This is a genomic window from Bacillus sp. Xin1, from assembly GCF_013314535.1.
Lineage (GTDB): Bacteria > Bacillota > Bacilli > Bacillales > Bacillaceae_G > Bacillus_A.
Map to the genome: position 1 here is coordinate 1 of NZ_JABUAE010000201.1, position 276 is coordinate 276.

The 276-nt window shown below is 22.8% G+C and carries 1 pseudogene; it reads left to right on the forward strand.

The annotated features are described in order from the left end of the window. Positions 1-158 (forward strand): annotated as a pseudogene (locus tag HRG09_RS28520) (tyrosine-type recombinase/integrase); the annotation flags it as partial. Positions 159-276: the final 118 nt, after the last annotated feature.

The following is a 276-nucleotide window of genomic DNA, read 5'->3' on the forward strand; positions in this document are numbered from 1 at the left end:
CACACTATGCGTAAAACTTTTGGTTATTGGTTCTATAAACAAAAGATGTCGCTATGTTGCAAGAAATATTGAATCACAGCACACCACAAATTACACTTAAATATATTGGAATCAATAAAGAAGAAAAAGATAATATTCTTGATACATTTCAAATTTAATTAACAAATATATTTATAATTTATTAGGGAGTACACATATATGAACAAAAAAAGAAAAAAGATACTTATTACTTTAATTTTATTTTTCATATTTTCCATTATTTTTTGGCTTATAGTA